Genomic DNA, 24252 nt, shown 5'->3' on the forward strand with positions numbered 1-24252 from the left:
TTTTAAGCAAGCTACAACACAAAAGTGTTTGGTATTCAGAAAGCAAGACAGAGTGGCATAGACTTATTAGTTTACTACAAGTCTCTTTTCGCGTATAAACCTTCAGAAGATATTCTAACGGAGGATTGTGTTGTTAACAAAGAGCAGAGTAAAAAAGGATCTAGTCTATGCCTATCAGATTTTGTCCTACCTTAAGTTCGATGATCATACATATACTCACCTTTCAGTGCGTTCTGAAGATCAAAAGTCGTTTTATATTTATCCGTTTGGTATGCGTTTTGATGAAGTAGATGAACGTTCGTTAATGAAAGTATCACTTGATGGGGATGTAATTGAAGGCAAAGAATATCAATATAATAGAACTGGCTATATAATTCATGGTTTTGTTTATCAAGCAAGGAAAGATATTCAAGCAATTTTTCACTTGCATACACCTTCTATTGTAGCGGTTTCTTCTCTCAAAGATGGGCTGCTTCCTATAAGTCAATGGGCACTGCACCTTTACAATAAAATCTCTTACCATAATTATAATTCCCTAGCACTTAACGATACAGAAGGAAAGAGGTTAATAGCTGATCTGAAAGAAAATTTTGTCATGTTAATGCGTAATCATGGATCTATAACGTGTGGTCGGACTATACAAGAAGCAATGTTTTACACGTATCATTTAGAACGAGCGTGCAAAACTCAATGTTTAACGTTAGCAATGAATAAGGAGTTATCAGTTCCAAGTGAAGAAATTTGTTCAAAAGCTGTAAAGGATCTCCTATCTTTTGAAAGCAATCTTGGTGAGAGAGATTGGCACGCATGGGTTAGACTAATTAAAAGTAAGCTATAAGAGGCTTTCGCACTACTATCTGTCATCCAAGTAGATACCACCGCGCCGCTAACAAGTAGCGGAATGACGAATTTGTTGTTTTTCAAATTGTAGGTAAACCTAAAGCTATAGAAAAAAAGAAGAACCAGTTTCTTAGTTCTTCATTGACATAATCCACTTCATATGCCATAATAAAATTTTATATCTTGGAGAAGGAAATGACATTAAGGTTAATACTACAAGAAGTCAACAGTAGTCCAGATCTGAGTAAGGAAAATTTAATTGATAGAATTAAAGATAAGCTGCAGCAGGAAAATCAACTTATATATGATGAGTGGAAAAAAAGCGAATTTGATATAAATTACACGTTTATAATACTCAAGTGCAATTTATTACTTATAGCAGCTGAAAATGGCTATGAAAAAGTAGTAAGATACTTAACAAAAAACGGAGCTAATGTTAATGTACAAGATGAATGGGAAAAAACCTCCTTACATTATTCTGCTCAGCATGGGCATACACAAGTAGTAGAAGTTTTGCTAGAAGAAGGAGCAGGCGTTAATGCACAAGATGAAGATAAAGGGACTCCTTTGCATTATGCTGCCAAACACGGGCATACAAAGACAGTGAAACTTCTACTAAAAAATGGAGCTAATATCAATCTACAAGATGAAGGTGGAAGAACTCCTTTGCATTATGCTGCTGAGCACGGGCATATAAAGACAGTGAAACTTCTACTAAAAAATGGAGCTAATATCAATCTACAAAATAAAAATAGATATACCCCTTTGAGTTGTGCTTGGCATAGTAAATATCCAGAAATGGCAAAACTTCTGCTAAATTATGGTGCAGACCCATCATTTATTCATAGACCTAAAGCTACAAAAGCAGGAATTACTGTGGGTATATTAGCTGCCATTGTTGCTCCATTAGCACTCATTTATGCTACTGCATTACCTGCACTAGCAATAGTTGGAATTACTGTGGCATCTGTACTGATAGTTGGTGGTATTACCTATGGTGTTGCGTATAAGTCGTCAGAGCATTCGTTAAATAGCAAGTTAAGTGAGGTTAGCTGCAGTAATGTAGGTGAACAGACCACAGCTAATTCACCACAGTAACCGCGCCATGGCAGTGTTTGTATTTTTCTTAGAACCTGTACATGATCTCAAGAAAGGAATAAACTAAGAGATAATGTATATAAGTTAGGATATATGAGGAGTTTATACCCAAGTGATATAAGTCGGGAAAGATTTGAGATTATGTTACCAGATCTAGAGTCCTGTAGAAAAAAAACAAAACCAAGAAAACTTGATTTGTATGATGTATTTTGTGGAGTGTTATACGTTCTGAAAAGCGGTTGTCAGTGGAGAATGCTACCAAAAGAGTTTCCAAAATGGCGCAATTGTTACGACTATTTTAAGAAGTGGAGTGAAAAACCAGATGCAGATAAAGAAAGTGTTCTGGAGCTGGTGTTAAAAAAAAATAGTTGGCGTGGTCCGACAAAACAATGGTCGGAAAGAAAAAACCAGCTTCTGCATAATTGATGCACAGAGTGTAAAAAATGCAGATACTGCTGAAGAAAAAGGCTATGATGCAGGCAAAAAGATTTCAGGAATAAAACGCCATATTGCAGTAGATACGCAAGCATGCAATTTATATAACAACAGCAGAGATAACTGACCGTAGCAGTGCTGTGAGAATGGTCGAAAATGCAAAAGAAAACCTCTCGGGAGTTAAAAATGTACTGGTTGATGCAGGCTATACTGGAGAGAATTTTGCAACTCAAATAAAAACGATTATTGGTGCAACCGTTGAAGTGATAAAAAGAAATGAATTACATTCCTTTGTTGTATTGCCCAAAAGATGGGTTGTGGAGCGATCTTTTGCTTGGTTAGAAAAATGTAGAAGATTGTGGAAAAATTGTGAGCGAAAACTCAATACTAGCCTACAAATGGTCGTTCTGGCTTTCACTGCCTTACTTCTGAAAAGATTATGAACAGGCTCTTAGAGAAACAACGTCTAGATTGACATAATCCACTTCATACGCCATGATAAAATTCTGAAGTCTGGAAAGACTGCAAGTATAAAAAGGAGCAAAATGCTAGGGATAATTTATTTAGCAATTCTGGGAATAGCTGTAGTAATAGGGGCTATAGTAAGTATTTTAACAGGTCTTGCACTCAGTACCTTGACTAGTCTTTCACCTCTGATGATAGGTGGAATTGTTGGTGCTATTTCTGTAGCGCCATTAATTGTAACTTTCATAAAAGCGCCCTTATCCAACAATGATCGTCGTGTAAGTGATTTAACATTAAAAGAAATTGCATGTCTAGCTGGTTTGTTTATTGGAAGTGTTGCAGTTGGAGTTGGCCTTGGTAGTGTCGCTCCAATAGTTAAAGTAAATTCTTTATCGTCTTTATCAACTACGATGAATTCTTTACTGATGATAGGAGTGACAGCACCAGTACTGCCAATTGTAGCTGCAATTGGAATAGCTATTGCATTGGATAAAATTAAAAGACTAATGAAGTCATCAGAGAAAGAGCCTTCTCGACTAACAGAAGAGGAGTTACAGAATTTATCGAACGAGTTAAAAGAGATTAGCTGTAATAAAGTACGTAAGACCACAGCTAATTCACCACAGTAACCGCGCCGTGGCAGTGCTTGTATTTCTTTCCGGAGTTGCAAGGACATTTGTCGTTTCTTGAGACTTTGGAAAGTCTGCTATTTCTAGCAGAATGTAACCTATTGCCTATCTCTTGGTTGTCTGCCAACTTAAAGTGTGCTAAGCGGTGAATGGTGAGCTCCTTCCATTTTTCAAGCATTGACTCAAACATCAAGAAAGCTTCGCGTTTAAATTCATTCAGTGGATCTTTCTGCCCCATGGCACGTAAGCTTATGCTCTGTCTTAAGCTTTCTAAAGTTGAAAGGTGTTCCCTCCATAAATGATCAAGTGTCATTATCATCATTTGCTTCACGATCGTATTCCACAAATCTGTAGTGTGCTGACTGTTGAAATATTTTTCTTTCTCAGTAAAAAATTCTTGTATCTTATCATTTATATAATTCAAAGCTTCTTGTTTGTTTAAAAACTTTGCTAAATCTTCTTTATCAAGTGTTATTCCATACCTTGTATGAAATTCTTTGGCTATATCTTCAATATAATCCTCATAATAGCCACTTTGGATTATACCTTCTACTACGCTCTCATTTACTTCGCTATACACTTCAAACAAATCATTGATTTCATTGCCTAAGATATTGTTTCTCTGCTTAAAAATAACTTTACGTTGGTTATTGATTACGTCATCAAACTTAAGCAAAGACTTCCGCACATCATAATTTCTAGCTTCAACTTTCTTTTGCGCTTTCTCGAGTGCCTTATTGATCCATGGATGATGAATAGCTTCGTTATTCTTTAACCCTACTTTTTGTAAAAAGCTTCTCATTCTATCAGAACCAAATATTCTCATCAGGTCATCTTTAAGTGATAAAAAGAACTTAGAAAGTCCAGGATCACCCTGACGGCCAGAACGGCCGCGTAATTGATCATCTATTCTCCTGCTTTCATGTCTTTCGGTTCCAACCACACATAAACCACCAGCTTTTATAGCAATTTCCTTATCTTTTTTTACTCTTTCGACTATTTCTTGGTATTTTTTTTCTCTTTCATCAGCATTTTTTATCTTCTTTAGCTCTACCTTTGCGATCATTTCAGCGTTTCCACCGAGTTGAATGTCAGTTCCACGTCCTGCCATGTTAGTTGCTATAGTGATACTACCTGGCACTCCAGCTTGTGCTATTATGTACGCCTCTTGTTCATGATAACGAGCATTCAATACTGAATGCTTAAGAGAATGGCTTTGCAAAAGCGCAGAAAGCTTCTCAGAGTTTTCGATGCTCACCGTGCCAACAAGGACCGGTTGAAGGCGTTTGTAGCATTCTTCTATAAACTTCAACACAGCATTAAACTTTTCCTTTTCTGTACCGTAAATTTCATCATCAATATCAACTCTTTTTACAGGTACATTGGTTGGAATTTTTACTACATTTAGTCTGTATATATCATGAAACTCTTCTGCCTCTGTTGCTGCTGTTCCAGTCATTCCAGAAAGTTTATTGTACATACGAAAGTAATTCTGAAATGTGACCGATGCTAAAGTTTGGTTTTCATGCTGAATTTCAAGATTCTCCTTCGCTTCAAGCGCCTGGTGAAGACCATCGGAATATCTCCTGCCCTCCATCATACGCCCAGTAAATTCATCAATAATCACTACCTTTCCATCTTTCACTATATAATCTTTATCAGCAGTGAACAGCTTATGTGCACGTAATGCTTGGTCTATATAATGAGTCATTATCATGCTGTCAGTATCATAGAGCGAGGAATTTTCAGGAATGAGATTGTATGACCTGAGTAGTTCCTCCACTCGTGAAATACCATCTTCAGTCAAGAATACCGTTCTACCTTTTTCATCTACTTCATAATCAGAGTCAACTAATTTGGTCACTATTTTATTGATGTGCTTATATATCTGATTGTTTTCCTCAACCGGGCCAGAAATAATAAGCGGAGTGCGAGCTTCATCAATGAGTATTGAGTCCACTTCATCAACTATTCCGTAGTGAAAGCCTCTCTGAACCATGTCTTCTTGAGAAAATTTCATATTGTCTCGCAGGTAATCAAAGGCAAGCTCGTTATTTGTGGAATACACGATATCTGCGCTGTAAGCCTCTTTCCTCTCTTCGTCTGTCAAGTTATTCGTAATAAACGCAACAGAAACCCCAAGAGAATTATATAATTTGCTCATCCATTCTGTGTCTCGTTTTGCAAGGTAGTCGTTAACAGTTACGACGTGCACGCCTTTCCCTTCTAAGGAATTTAGATATGCTGCTAAAGTTGCAACGAGTGTCTTTCCCTCTCCTGTTTTCATTTCTGATATCATGCCATTATGGAGCACCATTCCACCAATTAGCTGAACATCAAAATGTCTCATGTTAAGAAACCTTCGGGAGACTTCACGCACAACTGCAAATGCAGGTACGAGAAGATCATTTAACGTTTTCCCATTTTTCAATTCTCGTTTGAATTCTTCAGTTTTACCAGCAAGCTCCTCATCAGATAAGCTCTGCATTTCTGTTTCTAATGCATTTATTTGCTGAACAATTTTCCTAAAGGATTTTATTATCTTCTTATTTGTTGACCCAAATATCTTTCTTATAAAAAAGAATGACAACGTAAAAATGAAAAATATAAGAATGGCTGTCAAAATTAGCGGAGAATCTAGCATAAACTTAAGTAAAGTCTTATTTAATATGAGATTATATTACTAAATGCAGCCTACAGCAATTACATATTAGATTCGGGGAGTCTTTGGAAAGTCTTTTTTAAATCAAGAATTAAGAGTTTGCCAGGCAATTCCTACCCTCGAAGGCCTTTCTATCAACACATAAAGACTCTATTGCATTATTTTAGGTGTTTGGTAATCTTTAATTCTAGATCAAACAAATTTATAGCAGCCTGTATGAGGTAACTAGTTATGCACGGTAATATCTACCAGCTAAAGGTATTGATGCTATTTTTGCATCGAGGAGTGCTCTATCAGCACTCTTTTCGCTTAGGTACAGAAATAGAAGAGGCCAGAAAGTTCGATGATTTAGTATTTGAATGTACCCAAGGTAGTAAGAAAGTATACCGTTTTTTGCAGGCTAAACACACACAAGATGAAGATAACAAGAAAATTGGAGTAGGGAACTTACTTACAAAAGATAAAAGTGGTGAGTTTGGATTAGCAAAGTATTTTGTTTCTTACCTAAAGATCAAAAATAATCAAGATTTTGCAGATGGTAACCTGAAAGATTTTATTATCTGTACTAATATCGATTTTGATCTGGATCAAAGCACAGCACGAAACACAGTGAAGAAGTTGAGGGTAAAAACTTTAGGACCAAACGAGGAAATAGAAATTTTAGTTGAAGTAATCGACACTAGTGATGTCTTTTTTAAAGATGGTGGCACTAGATATAAGTTCTCTTATATTCACAATAACATGATTTCAGTAGTGCAACCAGCATTTGAAAGTGCTGTAGAAGAAGCGATGGAAGAATTAGAAGAGGAGATAAAAAAACTCCAAAACAAGCCAGATCAGAACTCAAAAAGGAAATTGGAAAGAAATCAGACGTGGCAACGTGAATTTGGACGAATGATGAATGAAGGTAGGTTGGAAGACAATATAAAAGAATTTTTTGATAAGTTAGTATTTGCAGTAAATCAGCCCAATGAAATAAAACTAGCGGATATTATCAAAAGTGAGCTAGGCGAGCAATTTAATGATATTGATAGACAGAATGTTTACGCTCGCTTCCAAGAAAAAATGCTAGATTGGTTGAAAGAAAAAGGGAGACGTTTTCTTACACATGAAGACGGAAGAGAATTCTTTCGCAAGATGAAAGAAGAAATCTTAGGAGGCTTTCGATTTGAGGTGAGAAATCCAGTAGGATCGTTCACTGGAAGGACAGAAGAATTACGAGAACTACACAAATTAATACAAAAAAGTCAAGGTGTAGCCACAGTAATATCACAACTAGTTTCTATCTGTGGTTTGGGAGGAATAGGTAAAACTGAACTAGCCAGAAAATATATTGAAAAGCACAGTAAAAATTATGACAACAATATTATATGGATAAATGCTGCAACCTATGAAACTATAGTGCAGTCTTTTTTCAGATTAGCTAAAGGTCTTTTAGGCATTCCTACAGAAGATAGGGATATTGAATCTATTGTAAGAGATATATATGCTTTTTTTGCCAAGAGAAAAAGTCTCTTTGTTTTCGATAATGCAGAAAAATATAGAAGTGAAGGTCAAGATGCTGGTATTAGTCAATTTTTACCGTCCCACTTTTTATCATCTGATGATAATAAACCTAGTGTTTTGATTACCTCGCGTAATCAAAAGTGGGGAGATATAGAAGTATTAACATTGGGTATATTTAAAGAGTCCATAGACTTCATTAGAAAAGCATTGGATATAAAGGATGGATCACAAGAAAATGAAATAAAGAATTTAGCAGAGACATTACAGCATTTTCCTTTAGCCCTGCAGCAGGCAGTTGCATACATAAAAGAAAGGGATATAGCATTAAAGAATGTAGGCTTGAGGTTTGAAATCAGTGATTATTTAAAAAGGTATAAAGAGGAAGCAGAAAAATTGCTTGATTTCAAGTTTCCTGAAGACAGCAATGATAGTTACACCGAGACAACTTTTATAACCTGGAGAATTACTATTAATAAAATCAAAGACAACGCAGAGTATGGCCAGCAAGCCAAAGAAATTTTAGATATTATCGCCTATATTGCCTCTGACAATATTCCTGTAGAAATGTTTTTAGGATTAGAACGCAATAGAGAAAAGTTAGGTGATGCTATCCAACTACTTAAGCAATATTCAATGATCAACTCAGGAGAAGAGCAAAGTTCAGTCAACGTTCACAGGTTAGTGCAGCAAGTAACAAGAATAGAGTTAGAAAAGCAAGGCAAAGAAAAAGTTGTGAAAAAGACTTTTGAATTACTGAAAGAAAGCTTTCCTTATGGCAGTGACAAATTAGAAGATTATGCTAAGAAACGACAATTATTACCACATTTAGAAGCATTTCTATCACATATAGACAATTGGCTAGAAGAAAAACCTTCAGAATCTTTAGAAAAACAAGCAATAGAGAAGGATTATCTTGTGGATTTGTTAATATGGATGGATGATGGATACTCTGATTTAGGTAATCCTAGAAGACAAAAGGAATTGCTTGAACGGGCTTTACCTATCTTTAAGGAATATTACAGCCCTGATCATTTTCAAGTTGTTAGAACATTAGGAAACCTAGGTATCGTTTATGGTGCTTTAGGTGATCATAAGAAAGCAAAAGAGTTGTTTGAACGGGCTTTAGTAATTCAAGAAAAACATTACGGCCCTGATCATTTCGAATTTGCTAAAACATTTGTAAACCTAGGTATCACTTATGGTGCTTTAGGTAATCATAAAAGAAAAAAGGAGTTGCTTGAACAGGCTTTACCCATTTTTGAGAAACACTATGGCTTTGATCATTTTCAAGTTGCCATGGTATTAGCAAACCTAGGCAACGTTTATGGGAATTTAGGTAATCTTCGGAAAGCAAAAAAGTTGCTAGAACGGGCTTTAGCAATCCAAGAGAAATATTACGGCTCTGATCATTTTCAAGTTGCTAAAACACTGGCAAATCTTGGCAACGCTTATAGGGATTTAGGTAATTACGAGAAAAGAAAGGAATTGCTTTTACGGGCTTTACCTATTTTTGAGAAACATTATGGGCCTGGTCACCCGGAAGTTGCTAAACTGCTGGCAAACCTAAGTATCGTTCATGGAGATTTAGGTAATTATGAGAAAAAAAAGGAGTTACTTGAATGGGCTTTACCTATTTTCGAGAAACATTACGGTCCTGATCACCCGGAAGTTGCTAAACCATCGGCAGAACTAGGCAAAGTTTAGGCTTTTAGCAATACTAGACTAACAACAACTCATTTGAGCTACACTTCTAAAACTAATCTGTTTGGGTCTTCTATATAATTTTTTATTTTAACGAGGAAAGTTACTGCTCCTTTGCCATCCACTATTCTGTGGTCGTAAGAGAGGGCAATGTACATCATAGGTCTGATTTCAATTGAATTGCCTACAGCAACTGGCCTGTTTTGTATTGAGTGCATTCCAAGTATTCCAGATTGCGGAGGGTTTATTATAGGAGTGGAAAGGAGTGAACCGTATACTCCGCCGTTTGAGATAGTGAATGTTGCGCCTTCCATTTCTGATACTTGTAATTTACCCTCGCGAGCTTTTTTGCCAAGAGCAACTAAAGTTAACTCAATTTCTGCAAATGACATCTGATCGGCACTCCGAATAACAGGTACAACAAGACCTTTGTCAGTGCCAACAGCAACACCTATGTCATAGTAATGTTTATATATGATCTCATCGCCTGAGATTTCAGCGTTAATTTCAGGGATCTCTTTCAGTGCTTGCACCGCTGCCTTTATAAAAAACGACATAAAACCCAGTTTTATTCCATATTTTTTTTCAAAGGCGTCCTTATATTTCGCTCTTAGATCCATGACATTTTTCATGTCGATTTCATTGAACGTGGTCAGTATTGCGGCAGTATTTTGCGATGCTTTCAAACGAGCGGCAATTACTTGCCTTATTTTACTCATTTTTACTCGTTCCTCTCTTTGCTCTCCACTTGCTATACTTTTTGGCAATTCGTATTGTCTTGTTGAGGGTTGTGCAACGTTTACATCTTTGTTTATATGGCCTATCACATCTGCTTTGGTTATCCTGTCTCCCATGCCAGTTCCTTTGACACTTTCTGCATTAATTGCATTTTCTTCCATAATTTTACGAGCTGATGGAGCATCTTTTTTAGCAGAACTTTCGCTTTTATCTTCTTTTCTCGCTTCCTCTTTTACTTCTCCCACGGAAAGCTTCGCTAATAATTGATCAGGACTTATCACATCATCTTCCTTTACAAGAAATTCAGTTATTTGCCCCGAAGTTTCTGCAGTTAATTCGAGTGCTGTTTTGTCAGTCTCAATTTCAAAGATTAAGTCATCTACTTTTACTGCTTCGCCAATATTTTTCTTTATTTTTACTATACCTTCCGTAACTGACTCACCACCAAGAGTTTTTGGTGCTCTGATTTCTATAATTTTGCTCATAAAACAACTTCCGTATAAAACTTTCTATAGATTTATACATGAAAAGAGACATGTAATAAACTAATAAATTCATTGAGGCTCTTATCATTTAGAAGTGACAAACGGATAACATACTCCCAAATGTCATTCCAGCGCGTGACGCTAGGCCATCTTGACAAATTTCGCCAGCCCCTTCTCTCGGCTATGGTATTGCTAATCAAACAATGACTATACAAAAGACCTAATAACATGTATAATCCATAAATAATTTTTGAGGTAGATTGTGAAACTAGGTGTTAATATCGATCACGTTGCAACCCTCCGCAACGCACGCGGAACTTCCTACCCAGATCCATTGAAAGCAGCAGAAATAGCCATTGACGCTGGAGCAGACTTTATTACTGTACACTTACGAGAAGATAGAAGGCATATTAGAGATGAAGATGTATTTAACCTAAAAAAAAGCATTAGCACTGAGCTAAATCTTGAAATTGCAGCCACGGAAGAAATGCTTGAAATAGCAAAAAAGGTAAAACCCTATTCGATTAGTATAGTACCAGAAAAAAGAGAAGAATTAACAACCGAAGGTGGCCTGGATATCGTGAATATGCACAGTAAACTTTCTAATATAATAGAGAAAATGCATAGCTCTAGCATAAAAGTCTCACTGTTTATCGATCCAAATATTAATCAACTAAAATATCTTGAGAAGCTAGAGATAAAACCTGACATAATAGAAATTCACACAGGGGATTACTGTGATAATCCATCAGAGAAAAAGTTACAGTTAATTACTAATGCTGCAGAGTACGTCAATAAATTAGGAATAGAATGCCACGCAGGACATGGCATAACTTATAAACACGCTAAGAAGATGACAAGAATACCTCACATCTCAGCTTTTAACATAGGCCACTATTTAATTAGCGAAGCTGTATTTTATGGCTTACACAGCGTAGTAAAAACAATGAAAATGATAATGTCTAACTAACTGCTGCTTTTTCCTTCTCATTTAAAATACTTAAAAGAGTTTGGCTTGCTTTAAATTTTACCCTTGTCTTTTTAGGAACAGTCATGATCTCACCATTTTGGGGGTTGCGACATTGTTTCTCCTGACTTATAGCAGTAGAAAATGTTCCTATTCCATGCAAACGTATTTCACCTTTCCCATGCAGCTCATCCTTTATTATTTTAATAAACGCATCATGAATCTTGCTCAAATCAGATTTTGTTATATCTATATTCTGACCAGAACAATCTTCCTTTAATTGTTTTATTATATCTTCTTTACTCATAAATTACCTTAATATTGAAAAAATCACACAAATAGCATATTATGTTGACACCGATAGTCAACTAAATTCATCACAAAAATAGAGGATATCATACACTTTTGCAAATATTTGTATAATACTTACAAAAAAACACCACTATGAAATAACTATCTCTTAGAAAATTGACACTTTTTCCGAGCTTTATGTTGACCATATTTCTTACGTTCAACAACACGTGAATCTCTAGTTAAGAACTCACCATTACGTAATATAGAATGCAAATCTTGGCTTACGCTACTTAAAGCTCTGCTTATTCCATGAGCTAGAGCACCTGCTTGACCAGATAGCCCTCCACCTTTTACAGTTGCAAATACATCATATTTGTCTAACATAGAAGTTGCTATAAATGGCATTTTCACTATTTGGCACACCGACTCTCTTTTAAAATAAGAAATTAGATCGCCTTTTTTATTAACACTAAATTTTCCACTTCCTGGCTTTATCCATACTCTTGCTACAGATTCTTTTCTTCGGCCTGTAGCATATAAACGACCAAGCGAATCAACTGCTGATTTAATTGTCTCTTCTGACCAATCATTGTTATTTATTGTAGAACTCTTCATTTTTACTCCATTACTTTTTATTTTTACGATTCAAAGAGGCAAAATCTATCTTTTCAGGTTGCTGCCCTTGATGCTTATGCTCTGAACCAGAATAAACATACAAATTTTCAAAGCGTCTACGTGCCATAGGGCCATCATCAAGCATCCTTTTCACTGCCATTTCTATTACACGCTCAGGAAATTTGCCATTTAAAATGTTATCTGGAGTAGTTTCTTTCAAACCACCAGAATAACCTGTATGCTTATAGTAAATTTTATCTTTCAGTTTCTTCCCGGTAAAATGCACCTTTTCTGCGTTGATAATAATTACATTATCGCCACAATCCATATGAGGTGTATACTCAGGTTTATGCTTTCCACGTAATAGTGTCGCTACAAATGCTGCAAGCCTTCCTACTACTAATCCTTCTGCATCTATGACAAACCACTTTTTGTCGATTTGTTTCTCTTTTAAGAAAAAAGTCTTCATTGTAATTTAACTAAACAATAGTAAGCTATGATATACTTAATTTCTCAATAGTGTCAACAATATTAGTTATTGATTATTAAAGTAATTTATGTTAGTAATTGAGCTGCGCAACCAATATGCATAGGAAGTAGAATGTTTCGATTGATTATCACACTTGCGATCATTTTTAGTACTATAAGTTGCTATGCAACCGATGTGGGAGAAGTTATAAGCAAAGCCATCAAAAATAGCTCAAAAATAAAGTCTCAATTTTACCAATATAAAAGCGCAGAAAAACACTATAAATCCTCTGGGTTAGCTGGATTTTTACCTGACATTAGTTTGCAGTACAATTTTGATAGTAATTTTAATCTTTATAATCAACCTAATTTATCTGGAAAACGCCTGATATTAACCCAAAAGATAATAGATGGCGGCGGCACCTTTGCCACATTTAGTCGATCAAGTCATCTTCTCAAAGCAGAAAAAATACGATTTCAGCAATCAAAACAAGAGCTTGCACTTAATGCTGTGAAAGCATATGTTAGTGTTTTACAAAAGACAGAAATATTAAAGCTCAGAGAACATAAAGAACGCGTTTCTTTGGAACATTTGTCAGCTATGAAAAAACGCTTTTCTCTTGGAGAGGTAACCAATGCTGAAGTTTTGTTAGCAAAAGCAAAATTTTCGTCTTCTATATCCGAAAGAGTTGATGCTGAAGGTAAATTAAAGTTGGCAAATATTGCTTATTATCATTTGATTGGCGAAGATGCTGATGACCTTTCTGAAGCTAATGATAAACTACCTTCTGTTCCAGAGCTAAATGAATGTTTACAATTAGCAAAAACCAATAATTTATCTCTAAAAGCAGCAGTTTATCAAAAAAGAGCAGCCGGAATGGAAGTGATCGCTGAAAGCTCCAAGTGGCTTCCTTCTTTAAATCTAAGCGCAAGCAAAAATTTTGGGAATAATGGTACACAGTTAAACAATCTATTAGAAGATGTTCATGTAGTTTTTACTCTTGATGTTCCAATCTTTAAAAGAGGAGTTAATGCTTTTGGTGTCAGTAAAGCTAAAATGGATGCAAAAAAATCTACCTATGATTATTATGAAACGGTAAAAAATATAGAACAAGCAGTTGTAAATGCTTGGAATAATGTGCTGACAGCAAAGGCCATTATCAAAGCAAGTCAAGAAGCGGAAAAAGCAGCAGCTCTAGCATTGGAAGGGGTTGAGCAAGAGGTAAACTTAAATTTAAAGAGTACATCTGACCTTTTGGACACTGAAGATGCATTATTTAAAGCACGTTCAGACTTAGTTGAAGCAAAAAGCAATTATGTAACGAGTATTTATCATTTGCTTTTTATGATAAATAGTATAAATCTCTAAATTTAATGGTATTAGCACTATGTATGATGAACAAGGCAATCAATCTGTAAAAGATATCCTAGAAGATATAAAAAAAGCTATATCGGGTAAAAACGCAAGTAACGATAAAGCAGAAATAAAGGATGAAAGTGATGATGTGCTATACCTTGAGGAAGAGTATCCAGAAGACATGGAAGAAGATGGCAAAAAAGAAAATAGTGAAAAAGAGGACATTGATAATGATGACCAAAGTGAGGAAATGGCTTGCAACAATAACCAATTTAATGGCCATAGCTACAATTCAGAAGAAAAAAAAGATATTTATTTGTACGATGATATCCAAATGAGTAATAACAAAGCGAGTAATAGCGGCTTACAAGCGCAAAATAACGATCATCTAATTTTAAAAGAGAATATGGAAGAGATCAAAGCGTTGCTTGGAAAAATGCAAAACGAATTGCAGCATAAACAACAAAAAAGAGCCAACCTTACTGTTGAAGAATTAGTTACATCTCTTTTAAAACCTCAGCTCTCAGAATGGCTAAATAAATATCTACATGCACTGGTAAAAGAAGTAGTTGAAAAAGAGCTCAAAGATATAATCAATAATAAGTAGGGTATTAGCAATAAAAATTAGAGTAAAGACGGCAAGGGGTAGAAAATTATCTTCAACAAGGTGGCTACATCGTCATTTGAATGATCAGTATGTGCGAAAAACTAGCAAGGATGGTTATAGGTCACGCTCAGCATATAAGCTGGTAGAAATGGATAATAAATTTAAATTATTCCAAGAAGGGCAAAAAATTATTGATCTTGGTGCTTCTCCTGGTGGATGGTCACAAGTTACATCTCAGAAAGGTGCAAATGTAGTTGCTCTTGACGTAAAACCAATGAATGCAATTAATGGAGTAGAGTTTATACAATGCGATATTATCAATGAGCTTGAAATTTTAAGAGAAAAATTCAAGGATCAAAAATTTGATGTAATTTTATCTGATATGGCCCCCGAATCTTGTGGTTTGAAATCGTTGGATCATATCAGAATTATGCTTTTATGCGAAGCAGCGCTCAATTTTGCAAAGCATTTCTTGAGCCATGGTGGCACGTTTGTAGTAAAAATTTTCCAAGGGGAATCTGATAAAGATTTTTGTAACGAGCTAAAAAAAATGTTTAAAACAGTAAAATACTTTAAACCAAAGTCAAGTAGATCTGAATCTACAGAAATGTATTTGGTAAGTTTAGGCTTTATTGGCAGGAGAGTAGACCGGCAGAACTTCCCCACCAGTTCCTTGCAAAACTGTACATAAATCTCTCGATTTATACAGCTTCCATTATTCAGCCTTTTGACCTAACCCTAGTGTCCAGTGATAGAAAATATTCGTAGACCTCTTTCTCACCTTTCCTAGAAATTTTCTTGCTAGTCTTCCGTAACTCTTGAGTCTCTTATATTTCTTTTTGACCCACTTTTCTAGATGCCGCTCTATGTTCTTTAGAGGTTTGTATATCTCAATTTTATAGAATTTGCCATAGCCAGCCTCTGACTATTGGATTCACTATCTTTGATATTTCCTCTAATGTTTTGTGTGTATTGCGTAGTATTTTCCATGACCTTATGGTTGTAGTGATATTTTTCTTGGCCTTGTTGCTAATCGCAGGAAGAAATGAAACAAAATGCTTTCCTATTTTATTTCTTGCTAACCTGGGTCTAAATGTGTAACCCAGGAAATCAAAACTTTGTATTGGAAACTCATCTCTCCTATTGTCATCCTTGCAGTACACAATTTGTGTCTTTTCAGGATGCAGTTTTAGCTTACATTGTGCCAATCTTTCTTCGATCGTTACTCTCATAAAGTCTGCCTGTCTCCTAGCTTTGCAGTGCACTATCGCATCATCTACATACCTCTCAAATGGTATTGTGGGGTAGTTTTGCCTCATCCACATATCAAATGCATGATGCATAAATATGTTAGAAATGATTGGGCTTACAGAACCTCCTTGCGGAACTCCCTTATCCCTCACTTCCCTAGTGCCATCTGCTTGTTGAATAGGGGCTTTCATCCACCTTTCAATGTACAGTGTGACCCATTTGCAGTTTGTATGTTTCTTGATAGCTTGCAAAACTAATTCGTGATCCAGATTGTCGAAAAATCCGGATATATCAAGATCTATCGTCCAATCGTACTTCCAGCATCTTTTGCGTGCTGTATCTACCGCATCCAGTGCTGATTTATTTAGTCTATAACCATATGAATCTTCGTGGAATTTTGGCTCTACTAGCGGCTCAAGATACATAGAAGCAGCCGTTTGCCCTATCCTGTCGAATACTGAAGGAACACCTAAAATTCTTTGTCCTCCTCCCGTATCTTTCGGTATTGCTACAGCTTTTACTGGCTCTGGTTCCGGATGACATCCGATTCCATGGCTTGTACAGATTATCTTTTAGATTTTCTTCAAACTTTGTTATCGAAACCTCATCCACACCAGCAGCACCTTTATTTTTCGATACTTGTTTATAAGCTCTCCAAATAAGTCGCTTCGGTATATCAAAAGACTTTGTTTTATTCATTTACTCCTCCCTTTCAGTTGACAAATAATTAAAACTGAATAACTCAGCTCCTTTGCTCCATTTCCATTACAGAAACTTCTTCACTACTACGAGCTCTGTTTTCCGCATCGGTACTCTCATCCTCAGAGATCAGCTCCTTGGACTTCTCCCTTATCATCGAAACGACAGGTTCCCGTAGTTCCACACAATAGCCTAAAATAGATTCATGCCACCTTTATGCCGGACGTTATCTACCCAGTAAGCAAGCTCCCGATAGCCTTATCCCAGGTTACAACAAACCCCTGGTTTTGACGCCATACAACAGGTTTCGACACTTCATCAGTGGTTCACTTACGTTCATCTCTCTATTTCACACATGACGCATAATTGCGCCTTTTCCATAACGCTCACCACCTTGCCAAAGCAGCTTATGGTAGTTTAAAGCCTGCTCTTGCAAACCGGCTTTGAAGGACCTACCTTCATCTATTGCATAGCTTCAACACTTCCCGTGTTTCTACGGCGCACTGTCATCCCAGTACCTTGACTACTTAGATCCAGGAAACTTAACTCTACACCAAGTAAATGTACAATAAGAACTAGATTCCAGACTGGAATGACAGCAGTCCTACGTCATACTGCCGCAGACCGTCATACCGCCGCGGTATCTCAGCCGCTAATACGTAGCGGGATGACGAGTTACTATACCGCCGCGAACCGTCATACCGCCGCGGTATCTCATCCGCTAACAAGCAGCGGGATGACGGTTGTCAGGGTGTCATCCCAGTGCCTTGACACATAGCTGTACAAACGTTTTTGGCTTGACTCACCAGTGGGTGTCATTCCAGTGCTTGACACTGGAATCCAGGTTGCTCACAAGCAAACTAGCATAGAAAGTGGTTACAACGTTTTCGATGAGATTGCAGGAAGGCTGGATTCCAGTGTCAAGCACTGGGATGACACCCTACTAGCGGAAGTTACTCTCAAATGTTTGTTCATGTTAGCTATAAATATTAAGAAATTTACCAGATAAAAAAAGGGCAAAAGAAGCCCCGTGGTTGGCTAATTACTTACATTATACTTTCAAGTATGGCGTTTTTTTATTCTAAACGCTTAATAACCGCGATTCAGCTGCTTTTAAATGCAACTAATCTTAGCTATAAATGTTTAAGAAATTTACTAAACAGAAAAAAAGGCAAAAGAAACCCTAGGGTAGCTAGTTATTCACTATCCATTTTTTAAGTTGGCGTTTTTTGATGTTTTAAATGCTTTATAAGCGTATTTCAGCTTGTGTAGGTAAAAACCCAGAAATTTGATAAAGACATAAGATGCACATAGTGCAAAAAATTAAACATGAGACGCCAAATACGTTGAGTTTTTTTGTCATTTAATCTGTACAGAGAAGATAAATAAATAGCTTCATCCTTATGATAAGGGGACTGGCGAAGCTTGTAAAGCAAGTTTTTCGTTTCTCAACACGCTGCCAAAAGCTATGCAAAAAGTCTAATGAGTTAACTCCCATATATCCTGAGTAGCTCTTGTGCATTAGCTTTGATTAGGATAGGGCATTTTCTGTCATTTAATAGGGAACGCAATATTTCAGTTGCACCTTTAATGTCGTTATTATGTATCTTTACTACAGCGATAGCTTCTTGGCTTGAATAAGGATACACTGTGCTTGATTCTAAATTATCAATTTTATCTTTATTTATTTTCTCACCGTTGGAGTGAAGTAAGCTCATTACTTCTAAGTATTGTGCTAACTCACGCAAAACATTAGGAGCATCTTTATTATCTGCCAAATCATTATAAATAGATGCTGTGTCTGTTGGCATTGAATCTGAGATATGATTGAATGCGCGTTCAAAATTTGCTAAATACTCCCAATTTGAATCTATTTCTTCTAGCAGCGGCTTATTATCTTTTTTAAAGAATAATACTTCGTAAAACTTGTCACCCGCAGTTATAGATTGTTTTGTGTTATCAATGTTGCGCAATAAGTATAATGTGATGCCAATTAACATTGGTGCGAGTGCAAGCAGAAAGATGTATTTTTTCATGGTAGTATTCCAAATAGTTATATATTTATACATTAATGCTTTTGATTTGCAAAAACATATTGACATAGTGATTATATCACATAATAATATTCTCAAAGTTGTTTGAATAGTTGGAGATTAAAATATTTCTAAAGTAGAAATAAAGACAGCAGTATTAAGCTAAATTATTTTTTATCGGATTTATCCGATGTACCCTCAACCTTTTATAGGTTGAAGTCTAAATTTGAGAGTTTGATCCTGGCTCAGAATGAACGCTGGCGGCAGGCCTAACACATGCAAGTCGAACGGAGTTATATTGTAGCTTGCTATGATATAACTTAGTGGCAGACGGGTGAGTAATGTATAGGAATCTACCTAGTAGTACGGAATAATTGTTGGAAACGGCAACTAATACCGTATACGCCCTACGGGGGAAAAATTTATTGCTATTAGATGAGCCTATATTAGATTAGCTTGTTGGTAGGGTAATGGCCTACCAAGGCAATGATCTATAGCTGATCTGAGAGGATGATCAGCCACACTGGAACTGAGATACGGTCCAGACTCCTACGGGAGGCAGCAGTGGGGAATATTGGACAATGGGCGAAAGCCTGATCCAGCCATGCCGCATGAGTGAAGAAGGCCTTTGGGTTGTAAAGCTCTTTTAGTGAGGAAGATAATGACGGTACTCACAGAAGAAGTCCTGGCTAACTCCGTGCCAGCAGCCGCGGTAATACGGAGAGGGCTAGCGTTATTCGGAATCATTGGGCGTAAAGGGCGCGTAGGCGGATTAGTAAGTTAAAAGTGAAATCCCAAGGCTCAACCTTGGAATTGCTTTTAAAACTGCTAGTCTAGAGATTGAAAGAGGATAGAGGAATTCCTAGTGTAGAGGTGAAATTCGTAAATATTAGGAGGAACACCAGTGGCGAAGGCGTCTATCTGGTTCAAATCTGACGCTGATGCGCGAAGGCGTGGGGAGCAAACAGGATTAGATACCCTGGTAGTCCACGCTGTAAACGATGAATGTTAAATATGGGAAGTTTACTTTCTGTATTACAGCTAACGCGTTAAACATTCCGCCTGGGGACTACGGTCGCAAGATTAAAACTCAAAGGAATTGACGGGGACCCGCACAAGCGGTGGAGCATGTGGTTTAATTCGATGCAACGCGAAAAACCTTACCACTCCTTGACATGGAAATTATACCTATTCGAAGGGATAGGGTCGGTTCGGCCGGGTTTCACACAGGTGTTGCATGGCTGTCGTCAGCTCGTGTCGTGAGATGTTGGGTTAAGTCCCGCAACGAGCGCAACCCTCATCCTTAGTTACCATCAGGTAATGCTGGGGACTTTAAGGAAACTGCCAGTGATAAACTGGAGGAAGGTGGGGATGATGTCAAGTCATCATGGCCCTTATGGAGTGGGCTACACACGTGCTACAATGGTGGCTACAATGGGCTGCAAAGTCGCGAGGCTAAGCCAATCCCTTAAAAGCCATCTCAGTTCGAATTGTACTCTGCAACTCGAGTGCATGAAGTTGGAATCGCTAGTAATCGTGGATCAGCACGCCACGGTGAATACGTTCTCGGGTCTTGTACACACTGCCCGTCACGCCATGGGAATTGGTTTCACTCGAAGCTAACGACCTAACCGCAAGGAGGGAGTTATTTAAAGTGGGATCGGTGACTGGGGTGAAGTCGTAACAAGGTAGCAGTAGGGGAATCTGCAGCTGGATTACCTCCTTAGGCTTTGCACATAACTTACCATTTTTAATGATGGTGTTGTTATGTGCTATACTGCTGTCTTTACTTCTACTTTATTTTAATTTCCCGATAACGGAATTTTATGAGTGATAGACCTCTTTCTCCACATTTACAAATATATAAAGTACAAGTTACTAGTTTTTTCTCTATTATGCACAGATTGACTGGTATCTTGCTATTCCTTTTATTAATGATACTTTCTTGGTATTTCATATTACATGTTTACTTTCCTGAGTTACTTATAGTAAGGTACTTAAATGCATTATTATTCACTCCTGTTGCTAAATTAGCTTATGTCTTATGTTTTATAAGTTTTGTATATCATTTTCTTAATGGTATTCGTCATTTATTGTGGGATGTTGGGCTTAATTTAGAAATTACTGGCGTTTCAAGGAGTGCTATACTGCTGACAGTAACGCTACTTCTTTCTACTATGGCTTTTTTATTTATGTTTATATGAGTCAATCTGGAAATTCAGTACATCATTGGTGGGTCCAGCGTGTTTCTGCGGTAATTTTACTATTCCTGTTTCCTTGGTTTATCTATTCATTTTCTTGCGCATTTTATACTGATAGCTCTTTGTCTTTTAGTGAAAAATTTATTAATCACCCTTTAGAGCTTTTATTTTTTGTTGTATTGTTGTATTGCATTTTTTGGCACGCAGTTCTTGGAATGCAGGTAGTGTGTGAAGATTATATACACAGCGTATCTCTAAGGATTTTTACAATTACATGCATAAAGTACTTATCAAGCATTACTTATATAGTCCTTGCTTTTACAATCTTTATCTTCTACAGGCATATTTTCTTGTAAAATCACCGGTTCTGTGTTAACATATTATTAACGTACTCATTTTATTATTAAGTTATAGTGATTCTGGTTTAACAATATGCTTGCAAGTCTTACGCTAGGAGTAAGGAGCCTATTTACTTCATCTGAGCCTAGCACAACTTATGTAAAAGACCTTAGAAAGGTAATTACGTATGATAGAAGGAAATGTCAGTACCCAAAAAATTACGATGAAATTGTAAAATCTGGGAAAATTATAGAAGCTAAGAATAGCAAGGATGAGACTATATATAAACTTTTATATGGCGAGGAAGACAAAGATGGAAGACAACCAAGTTTTGATTTAGCTCCTGTTGAAAGCACTGGAAGTAAAGAGAAAAGTGTAAAATTTCACTACTTCACTATTAACTTTTTAGTTGACCCAGATAAAGATGCACGCGAGTTTCGCAGTAGCAATCGTAGTTATTATAGTAAATATTATAAACCATTTGGGTTTTTAAAAATCGATCTTGAAAAACATATTCCAATTTTTGAAGCTGAAAAAACTAAGGATTCTCAATATCCGTTTGAATTAACTAACTCTTCTGTGCTAACTAAAGAGGTAAAAAATAAAGAAGGTAAAGTTCAGGAAGTTGTTGATGAAAAAGGAAGAAATGGAAAATTACTATACACTAGTGATTACAAGAAGCTAAGCACCCATTTTTCAGAAATTAGAGATCAGAATAATAACTTGGAGCTAGATAAAAGTCTTATATCTGTTCCTATTATTTTCGTTGCAAGCTTGGCTAAAGTTTGTACTAAATTGTTGACTTCTCTTCCTATAAAGTTAGGGGAGCATTTAATAAGCAAACAAAACCCAATTGCAAAGTCTTTTGGCTATCTTTTGTTCACCCCTGCGATGGCAGTGAAGAATTCAGTAAATATGGTAGCTACAATACTTAAGGCTCCAATTTTATTGTTTGTAGCAAATGAGAAAAAATATGGTGATGCTTACTTTACTATGTGGAAACACCAATTGAAAGGATGTTGGGAAGAAGCAAAAAGTGACTTTAATGTTATTAAAGGTGGAGAAAGAGAAGCAGAACAAAAAGAAAAGCGCCCTAATCTCGATACAATTATAGGTACATGGGATGAGCTTGACGCTAGAAGGCCAGGTATTGAAAAAGGCTTGGAGAAGCCGTCAAATAAAAGTAGTGAAAGTATAGATAAATCTAGAGAACCAGGTGTTGGAAAAAGCTTAAATAATGAAAGCATAGCTGAGTCTAGAAAAAAGGCTATTGCTCAGGAGAAATTGAGCAACCATGCTGATAAAGTACTAAGCAAACGAAATTCATTGCAAGATGAAAGAATTCAATCATCTTCTCGCTAGTTAGCCATTACTCTGCTGAATATCTACTCTCTATCTTAACTATTCCACAACAAAAACTTGCATGCATTTTGCCCTCGGTATAAGATATTAATTAAATAATTAATATCTTAACTAAATGCGTCCTGTAATATTGTGTGGTGGTAGTGGCAGTAGACTTTGGCCTTTATCTAAGCCAAAGCAATTTCAGAAAATATTTAGTCAGAACACTATGTTTCACAACACTTTGTTGAGGCTAAAAAGTAGTTATATGCCACCCATAATTACCACAAATATACAGTACGAGTCGTTAGTGAAGAAGGAGTTGCATGCGCTGCGAGAATATAAAGTGATTTTCGAACCAGTGAAAATTGGAACAGCAGCGGCGATATTAATTGCTGCACTTCTCTGCAATGAAAACGAGACAATGTTAATTCTGCCTTCAGATCATTTCATAGGCGATTTAAATAATTTTTATGCTTCTATTGAGAAAGCGTCTAAGTTAGCCTCTGAAACTAACTCTATAGTAACTTTTGGGGTTAAGCCTCATGAATTCAATTCTGAATACGGCTATATAAATGCAGTATATGATCAGAAAGAAAAATGTCATATAGTGAAAGATTTTACAGAAAAACCCGAGCGTAAGTTAAGTAACGATCATTATTGGAACTCTGGAATATTTGTATTTAAAGCAAAACGCTACATAGATGAGATCAAAAAATCTGCCCCGAATCTTTACAATTCATGTTTTGCAAGTGTGAAACATTTCACACCGCAAGAGAGATTTCTATATTTAAAACAACGAGATTTTGCAGGAATTGAAGGCATATCTATTGATTACTTGGTAATGGAAAAAGCAAAAAACGTTGCAATGATAGAAGCTAATTTCGATTGGTTGGATGTTGGAACTTGGAATTCAGTTTTAGAATTGAGTGAGAAGTTTAGTAAAGAACCGGCATCATTTCAGCAAGTAACCAGAAAAAAAGAACCAGTGTCAGTTACTTGGGTGGCAGAAAGTAATGCAAAGAATTTATTAAGTGGAGCTTGTAAGCAACTAAACAAAAGCCTAATTTCATTTATTCATAAAGTTAAGGAAGTAAAGGCGATAAGAAAAGAAGTTAAACCATGGGGATTTTGTAGTATAATTTTAATGAGCGAAAATTTTCTTATAAAATATCTTTTTATAAATCCATTAAGCTGCACTTCTAAGCAATTTCATCACTATAGAGATGAATGCCATATAGTGCTATCAGGAGTTGGGTATGTTAGTTTAGAAGACAAAGAATATGCTATAGCAAAAGACCATATGATAGAAATCCCAAGGGAAGTTTCCCATAGGATTGAAAATAGAAGCACAAGCTCTCCACTTGAAATAGTTGAATTTCAGATAGGAGAGCATTTATCTGATAATGATATAGTGAGATTGGATGATGTATATGGAAGAATATGGTAACGCCATAAATGCATTTGTTGGCAATTTATAATATGGGTATAGCTTCTTTATGTAAAAAATAATATTTACTA

The 24252-nt window shown here is 36.4% G+C and carries 23 protein-coding genes, 1 rRNA gene and 1 pseudogene; 17 read left to right on the top strand and 8 right to left on the bottom strand.

The features are described from left to right. Positions 1–130 precede the first annotated feature (130 nt). The 4 genes and pseudogenes from OPR43_RS00710 (at position 131) to OPR43_RS00725 (ending at position 3467) form a co-directional block, all read left to right on the top strand. Entirely contained in the window at positions 131–838 is a 708-nt protein-coding gene (locus OPR43_RS00710) for a class II aldolase/adducin family protein (RefSeq protein ID WP_406832729.1), read from the top strand. Positions 839–1035: 197 nt separating this feature from the next. Continuing rightward, positions 1036–1938, top strand: a complete 903-nt coding sequence (locus OPR43_RS00715) for an ankyrin repeat domain-containing protein (protein WP_265034973.1) — start codon at positions 1036–1038, stop codon at positions 1936–1938. Positions 1939–2031: 93 nt separating this feature from the next. Further along, positions 2032–2816: pseudogene (locus tag OPR43_RS00720) on the top strand (IS5 family transposase). Between the two features lie 102 nt (positions 2817–2918). After that, a complete protein-coding gene (locus OPR43_RS00725) occupies positions 2919–3467 on the top strand; it encodes a hypothetical protein (protein WP_265034975.1) in 549 nt (182 codons plus the stop codon). Here OPR43_RS00725 and secA read toward each other — a convergent pair. Beyond that, the gene (gene secA, locus OPR43_RS00730) at positions 3451–6111 is read right to left on the bottom strand and encodes a preprotein translocase subunit SecA (protein WP_265034977.1); all 2661 of its coding nucleotides are present in this window, start codon (positions 6109–6111) and stop codon (positions 3451–3453) included. The genes OPR43_RS00725 and secA overlap by 17 nt on opposite strands. 249 nt (positions 6112–6360) lie before the next feature. Here secA and OPR43_RS00735 point away from each other — a divergent pair, with 249 nt between their 5' ends. Further along, complete coding sequence (locus OPR43_RS00735) at positions 6361–9339, top strand: tetratricopeptide repeat protein (protein WP_264736316.1); 2979 nt, start codon at positions 6361–6363, stop codon at positions 9337–9339. A gap of 38 nt (positions 9340–9377) precedes the next feature. On the opposite strand, the gene odhB is transcribed toward OPR43_RS00735, so the two are convergent. Next, on the bottom strand, positions 9378–10559 hold the full coding sequence (gene odhB, locus OPR43_RS00740) for a 2-oxoglutarate dehydrogenase complex dihydrolipoyllysine-residue succinyltransferase (protein ID WP_265034979.1): 1182 nt from the start codon (positions 10557–10559) through the stop codon (positions 9378–9380). A 262-nt stretch (positions 10560–10821) separates the two neighbouring features. Between odhB and OPR43_RS00745 the strand changes: the two genes are divergently transcribed. Continuing rightward, positions 10822–11529, top strand: coding sequence for a pyridoxine 5'-phosphate synthase (locus OPR43_RS00745; RefSeq protein WP_265025884.1), 708 nt, complete (start codon positions 10822–10824; stop codon positions 11527–11529). Here the strand turns inward: OPR43_RS00745 and OPR43_RS00750 are convergent. The 3 genes from OPR43_RS00750 to rplM all read right to left on the bottom strand — a co-directional run bounded on the left by OPR43_RS00750 (position 11522) and on the right by rplM (position 12904). Next, the gene (locus OPR43_RS00750) at positions 11522–11833 is read right to left on the bottom strand and encodes an HU family DNA-binding protein (protein ID WP_265025883.1); all 312 of its coding nucleotides are present in this window, start codon (positions 11831–11833) and stop codon (positions 11522–11524) included. The genes OPR43_RS00745 and OPR43_RS00750 overlap by 8 nt on opposite strands. Before the next feature lie 146 nt (positions 11834–11979). After that, positions 11980–12435, bottom strand: coding sequence for a 30S ribosomal protein S9 (gene rpsI / locus OPR43_RS00755; protein ID WP_265025882.1), 456 nt, complete (start codon positions 12433–12435; stop codon positions 11980–11982). 10 nt (positions 12436–12445) lie between these two features. Further along, on the bottom strand, positions 12446–12904 hold the full coding sequence (rplM, locus tag OPR43_RS00760) for a 50S ribosomal protein L13 (RefSeq protein ID WP_265025881.1): 459 nt from the start codon (positions 12902–12904) through the stop codon (positions 12446–12448). 132 nt (positions 12905–13036) lie between these two features. Here rplM and OPR43_RS00765 point away from each other — a divergent pair, with 132 nt between their 5' ends. From OPR43_RS00765 to OPR43_RS00775, 3 genes are all read left to right on the top strand, one after another. Continuing rightward, complete coding sequence (locus OPR43_RS00765; protein WP_265034981.1) at positions 13037–14272, top strand: TolC family protein; 1236 nt, start codon at positions 13037–13039, stop codon at positions 14270–14272. 19 nt (positions 14273–14291) lie between these two features. Beyond that, positions 14292–14867, top strand: a complete 576-nt coding sequence (locus tag OPR43_RS00770) for a PopZ family protein (RefSeq protein ID WP_265034983.1) — start codon at positions 14292–14294, stop codon at positions 14865–14867. Between the two features lie 76 nt (positions 14868–14943). Then, the gene (locus OPR43_RS00775; RefSeq protein ID WP_265034985.1) at positions 14944–15558 is read left to right on the top strand and encodes an RlmE family RNA methyltransferase; all 615 of its coding nucleotides are present in this window, start codon (positions 14944–14946) and stop codon (positions 15556–15558) included. Between the two features lie 205 nt (positions 15559–15763). Here OPR43_RS00775 and ltrA read toward each other — a convergent pair whose 3' ends face one another. Together ltrA and OPR43_RS00785 are read right to left on the bottom strand one after the other, a co-directional pair. Further along, positions 15764–16687, bottom strand: a complete 924-nt coding sequence (ltrA, locus tag OPR43_RS00780; RefSeq protein ID WP_320157482.1) for a group II intron reverse transcriptase/maturase — start codon at positions 16685–16687, stop codon at positions 15764–15766. A gap of 173 nt (positions 16688–16860) precedes the next feature. Next, complete coding sequence (locus OPR43_RS00785) at positions 16861–17001, bottom strand: hypothetical protein (protein ID WP_265025876.1); 141 nt, start codon at positions 16999–17001, stop codon at positions 16861–16863. Between the two features lie 408 nt (positions 17002–17409). Between OPR43_RS00785 and OPR43_RS00790 the strand changes: the two genes are divergently transcribed. Genes OPR43_RS00790 through OPR43_RS00800 form a run of 3 tightly spaced genes read left to right on the top strand, consistent with a single transcriptional unit; the run spans position 17410 to position 17826 of the window. Beyond that, positions 17410–17595 carry a hypothetical protein gene (locus OPR43_RS00790; RefSeq protein ID WP_265034987.1) on the top strand — a complete coding sequence of 62 codons (186 nt, stop codon included), beginning with the start codon at positions 17410–17412 and terminating at the stop codon, positions 17593–17595. Beyond that, positions 17561–17686, top strand: coding sequence for a hypothetical protein (locus OPR43_RS00795; protein ID WP_265034417.1), 126 nt, complete (start codon positions 17561–17563; stop codon positions 17684–17686). The genes OPR43_RS00790 and OPR43_RS00795 overlap by 35 nt, the downstream gene beginning before the upstream one ends. After that, entirely contained in the window at positions 17641–17826 is a 186-nt protein-coding gene (locus OPR43_RS00800; RefSeq protein ID WP_265034989.1) for a hypothetical protein, read from the top strand. Before OPR43_RS00795 ends, OPR43_RS00800 begins: the two co-directional genes overlap by 46 nt. 478 nt (positions 17827–18304) lie before the next feature. Here the strand turns inward: OPR43_RS00800 and OPR43_RS00805 are convergent, their stop codons facing one another. Next, positions 18305–18919 (bottom strand): hypothetical protein, encoded by a 615-nt coding sequence (locus tag OPR43_RS00805; RefSeq protein WP_265025875.1) that lies wholly within the window; start codon positions 18917–18919, stop codon positions 18305–18307. Positions 18920–19072: 153 nt separating this feature from the next. Here OPR43_RS00805 and OPR43_RS00810 point away from each other — a divergent pair. The 5 genes from OPR43_RS00810 (at position 19073) to OPR43_RS00830 (ending at position 24181) form a co-directional block, all read left to right on the top strand. After that, positions 19073–20576, top strand: a 16S ribosomal RNA gene (locus OPR43_RS00810). Between the two features lie 100 nt (positions 20577–20676). Next, complete coding sequence (gene sdhC, locus OPR43_RS00815) at positions 20677–21054, top strand: succinate dehydrogenase, cytochrome b556 subunit (protein WP_010963112.1); 378 nt, start codon at positions 20677–20679, stop codon at positions 21052–21054. After that, complete coding sequence (sdhD, locus tag OPR43_RS00820) at positions 21051–21407, top strand: succinate dehydrogenase, hydrophobic membrane anchor protein (RefSeq protein ID WP_265025874.1); 357 nt, start codon at positions 21051–21053, stop codon at positions 21405–21407. The genes sdhC and sdhD overlap by 4 nt, the downstream gene beginning before the upstream one ends. A gap of 76 nt (positions 21408–21483) precedes the next feature. Then, on the top strand, positions 21484–22752 hold the full coding sequence (locus tag OPR43_RS00825) for a hypothetical protein (RefSeq protein ID WP_265034990.1): 1269 nt from the start codon (positions 21484–21486) through the stop codon (positions 22750–22752). Positions 22753–22867: 115 nt separating this feature from the next. Beyond that, on the top strand, positions 22868–24181 hold the full coding sequence (locus OPR43_RS00830; protein ID WP_265034991.1) for a sugar phosphate nucleotidyltransferase: 1314 nt from the start codon (positions 22868–22870) through the stop codon (positions 24179–24181). Positions 24182–24252: the final 71 nt, after the last annotated feature.

This window comes from Wolbachia endosymbiont (group A) of Apoderus coryli (assembly GCF_947251615.1).
Lineage (GTDB): Bacteria > Pseudomonadota > Alphaproteobacteria > Rickettsiales > Anaplasmataceae > Wolbachia.

Bases quoted from the DNA above. Each gene is read 5' to 3' on its own strand.
- rpsI (WP_265025882.1), bottom strand. From the start codon at position 12,435: ATGAAGAGTTCTACAATAAATAACAATGATTGGTCAGAAGAGACAATT.
- OPR43_RS00830 (WP_265034991.1), top strand. From the start codon at position 22,868: ATGCGTCCTGTAATATTGTGTGGTGGTAGTGGCAGTAGACTTTGGCCT.
- rplM (WP_265025881.1), bottom strand. From the start codon at position 12,904: ATGAAGACTTTTTTCTTAAAAGAGAAACAAATCGACAAAAAGTGGTTT.
- OPR43_RS00765 (WP_265034981.1), top strand. From the start codon at position 13,037: ATGTTTCGATTGATTATCACACTTGCGATCATTTTTAGTACTATAAGT.
- odhB (WP_265034979.1), bottom strand. From the start codon at position 10,559: ATGAGCAAAATTATAGAAATCAGAGCACCAAAAACTCTTGGTGGTGAG.
- OPR43_RS00790 (WP_265034987.1), top strand. From the start codon at position 17,410: ATGACAGCAGTCCTACGTCATACTGCCGCAGACCGTCATACCGCCGCG.
- OPR43_RS00715 (WP_265034973.1), top strand. From the start codon at position 1,036: ATGACATTAAGGTTAATACTACAAGAAGTCAACAGTAGTCCAGATCTG.
- OPR43_RS00770 (WP_265034983.1), top strand. From the start codon at position 14,292: ATGTATGATGAACAAGGCAATCAATCTGTAAAAGATATCCTAGAAGAT.
- sdhC (WP_010963112.1), top strand. From the start codon at position 20,677: ATGAGTGATAGACCTCTTTCTCCACATTTACAAATATATAAAGTACAA.
- OPR43_RS00825 (WP_265034990.1), top strand. From the start codon at position 21,484: ATGCTTGCAAGTCTTACGCTAGGAGTAAGGAGCCTATTTACTTCATCT.
- sdhD (WP_265025874.1), top strand. From the start codon at position 21,051: ATGAGTCAATCTGGAAATTCAGTACATCATTGGTGGGTCCAGCGTGTT.
- secA (WP_265034977.1), bottom strand. From the start codon at position 6,111: ATGCTAGATTCTCCGCTAATTTTGACAGCCATTCTTATATTTTTCATT.
- OPR43_RS00725 (WP_265034975.1), top strand. From the start codon at position 2,919: ATGCTAGGGATAATTTATTTAGCAATTCTGGGAATAGCTGTAGTAATA.
- OPR43_RS00750 (WP_265025883.1), bottom strand. From the start codon at position 11,833: ATGAGTAAAGAAGATATAATAAAACAATTAAAGGAAGATTGTTCTGGT.
- OPR43_RS00805 (WP_265025875.1), bottom strand. From the start codon at position 18,919: ATGTCAATATGTTTTTGCAAATCAAAAGCATTAATGTATAAATATATA.
- OPR43_RS00735 (WP_264736316.1), top strand. From the start codon at position 6,361: ATGCACGGTAATATCTACCAGCTAAAGGTATTGATGCTATTTTTGCAT.